At 64.5% G+C, this 2,847-nt stretch carries 5 protein-coding genes; 4 read left to right on the top strand and 1 reads right to left on the bottom strand.

Translation table 11 applies throughout. From position 1 onward, the window contains the following. The 3 genes from AC1DT2_RS19880 to AC1DT2_RS19870 form a co-directional block, all read left to right on the top strand. Positions 1-982 (top strand): PP2C family protein-serine/threonine phosphatase (locus tag AC1DT2_RS19880; RefSeq protein WP_477298225.1); only part of this gene is annotated, 982 nt, incomplete at its 5' end. Continuing rightward, positions 963-1,388: an ATP-binding protein gene (locus AC1DT2_RS19875; protein WP_063573788.1), complete on the top strand. Its 426-nt coding sequence runs from the start codon at positions 963-965 to the stop codon at positions 1,386-1,388. The genes AC1DT2_RS19880 and AC1DT2_RS19875, both read left to right, overlap by 20 nt. Then, positions 1,385-1,759: an STAS domain-containing protein gene (locus AC1DT2_RS19870; protein WP_063573787.1), complete on the top strand. Its 375-nt coding sequence runs from the start codon at positions 1,385-1,387 to the stop codon at positions 1,757-1,759. The genes AC1DT2_RS19875 and AC1DT2_RS19870 overlap by 4 nt, the downstream gene beginning before the upstream one ends. A 15-nt stretch (positions 1,760-1,774) precedes the next feature. On the opposite strand, the gene AC1DT2_RS19865 is transcribed toward AC1DT2_RS19870, so the two are convergent. Then, complete coding sequence (locus AC1DT2_RS19865; protein WP_477298222.1) at positions 1,775-2,242, bottom strand: MarR family winged helix-turn-helix transcriptional regulator; 468 nt, start codon at positions 2,240-2,242, stop codon at positions 1,775-1,777. A gap of 109 nt (positions 2,243-2,351) precedes the next feature. Here AC1DT2_RS19865 and AC1DT2_RS19860 point away from each other — a divergent pair, with 109 nt between their 5' ends. Then, a complete protein-coding gene (locus AC1DT2_RS19860; protein WP_477298220.1) occupies positions 2,352-2,651 on the top strand; it encodes a hypothetical protein in 300 nt (99 codons plus the stop codon). Positions 2,652-2,847: the final 196 nt, after the last annotated feature.

Here is a 2,847-nt window from a genome sequence, read left to right as displayed (position 1 = left end):
GGTCGTGACGCGCCGCCTGATGGCCCCGCTGGGCGTGCTGGCCGAGCGCGCGGAGAATGTCTCGCGCGGCGACCTCGACTTCGCCCTGCCCGTGGTTCGCCGTAACGACGAAGTGGGCCGGCTCACCCGCGCGTTCGATCAGATGCGCCATCAGCTTGCCGGGCATATCGACACCGCCAAGCGCACGGCGCGCGAGCAGGAACGCATGGCCAGCGAGCTCGAAATCGCGCGGCAGATCCAGCTCGCACTGATTCCTGAGGCCCATTGGCTTGCCGACGACGGCCGGCTCGAACTGCATGCCGCGCTGCGCCCCGCGAGCGCGGTCGGCGGCGACCTCTATACCTACTTCGCGCTCGGCGCGAGGCACGTCTGCGTCATGGTCGGCGATGTCTCGGACAAGGGCATTCCGGCCGCGCTATTCATGGCGCGCACGATCACCCTCGCACGCACGATCGCCACCCACGCGCGCTCGCCCAGCGACATCCTCGGTTCGCTCAACCGGGAACTGTGCAAGGGCAACGACACCTGCATGTTCGTCACCCTGTTATGTGGCGTGATCGAGACCGAAACCGGGCTGCTCGCACTGGCCAGCGCGGGGCACGAACAACCCGTTCTGCATGCAGGCGGGAGTGCCATCCTGGTCGATGTGGAAACCGGCCCCGCCCTCGGCCTGGACCGCGAAGCGCGCTACCCTGTACGCGTACTCACGTTGCTTGGGGGCGACACCGTGCTCATGTATACCGACGGCGTCAGCGAGGCGCACGCGGGAGACCAGAAGCTCTATGGCGCACACGCACTGCTCGACAGCGTGTCGCGCATCGAGGAAGGCGCCACGCCGGAAACCTTCGTCGAGCATGTATTGAGCGATGTCGACGCCTATGTCGAAGGTGCTGCCGCCTACGACGACATCGCCCTGCTCGCCCTGACCTGGCACGACACCAGCGCCGAGGGAGCCCGCCTCGATGCGGCTGTGCATTCCTAACCGCCTGGAGGACGTGTTCCTCGCCCTCGATCGGGCCGAGCTGACGCTCGACCTTGCCGACATCGACCATGCCTGTCGCGCCGACGTGCGCCTCGTTCTCGAAGAGCTGCTGGTGAACACGGTTCGCCACGGCTATCCGGACGGCCGCGAAGGCCGGATCGATATCCATCTCGAGATCCACGCCGACATCGTCCGTCTGGAGTTGCGCGACGACGCCGAAGCATTCGATCCACTCCAGCACGAACCGCCCGAGCTGCCCGGCGACATCGCGCACCGCGAAGTCGGCGGGTTGGGCCTCCACCTGGCGCGCAGCATCGCCAGCGAATTCGAATATGCACGCGATCCACACGGCAACCGTGTCGTTATCCGGTTCGACCCCTCCCTGTCCGACGAGCCCTCCCTATGACCCTGATCGTTCGCAGCGAAAGCCTGACCCCTGCCCGCACCACCGTCTGGCTCGAGGGGCGACTCGACGCGGCGACCTTCGGCGATCTTGACAGTGCCCTGCGTGACATCACCCCCATGGTGGACAACGGCGGCACGCTGGTCATCGACCTCTCCCGCCTGGAATACATCAGCAGCGCCGGACTGCGCAGCCTCGCGCAGTTACGCAAGCAGATGCACGAYCGCGACGGCCGCACGCTGTTACTCAATCCGCAGCCGCAGGTGAAGAAGGTGTTCGAGATCGTGAAAGCGGTACCGGTGGCCGAAGTGTTCGCCAGCGTGGCGGAACTGGATCAGTACCTGGATCACATGCAGCGGCAGATCACCGGCTGACCACCGGCACGCCGGTCAGGCGTTGTTCGTGTCGATGAGACCGGTGCGCAGCTTTTCCAGCTGGCTCTTGAGGCCAATCACCTCGTCGATCTCGCACCCGGTCGCGCAGAAGACATCCACCGGGACCTGGCCCGCCTTCTCGCGAAGCGCCCTGCCCTCGTCGGTCAACGTGACGATGACCTGACGTTCGTCGTGGGTACCGCGCGTCCGCTGGACCAGACCTGCCGCCTGCAGCCGCTTCAGCAACGGCGTGAGCGTCGCGGAATCCAGGAACAGGCGATCGCCCAGTTCCGACACCGTGATGCCGTCGCCCTCCCAGAGCACCAGCATGACCAGGTACTGCGGGTAGGTAAGGTCCAGACCGGAAAGCAGCTGCCGGTAGAGCTTGCCCATGGCCAGATTGGCCGAATACAGCGCGAAACACAGCTGCCCGTCGAGGGTACGCGGTGCTTCGATGCCTGGCGGGAGGGTGTTCTTGCTCATGATTCGAATGTAGGGTCGTGGATATTGAATTGCAAGCGATTGAATTGTGCTACCTGCACGGCCACGGGGAGTCTTCGTATCATCGGCCCAGGGCGGATCGGAGCGACGCGTGATTTTGGGCCACCTTTGGGATTTCCTCACATCGACCTGGGTCGCGGACATCCTCGGAGTGATCGGCAATGTCATCCGCGTCATCCCCTACACCCTGCTCTTTCTTCTGGGCCTCCTCATCGTGCAGGGCCTCATGGCTTGCCATGCCTCGGTCGATATAGGCAACGGACCAGCCGCTCGCGCACTGGTGCACGGCGCGTTCCTCGATAGCCCGGGACTCTGGTGGTCACTTGGTGTGCCGACCGTGCTCGTCGGGTGGAAGTGGCTGGCGAAGGTTACGGCGGGGCCGCGGGACTAGCGAAGAGTTTTTGAAAGCCTCGTCGGACGCCTTCAGTCCATCGTCAGTCAGACTTATCGACTTTGCCACCTCGGATAACCTTCAGCGCACACCTACACCCCACCAAGGGCGGAAGTGAATGGTCGAAGCACGTCCGCCCGGGCAAGTTATCCAGCCCACCCTGGCACTGATGACATGCCCGAGATATCGACCGAAG

It is taken from the genome of Luteibacter sp. P4_E6 (assembly GCF_056401535.1).
The sequence above is the reverse complement of the archived record's forward strand: the minus strand, read 5'-3'. Positions and strand labels throughout refer to the sequence as shown.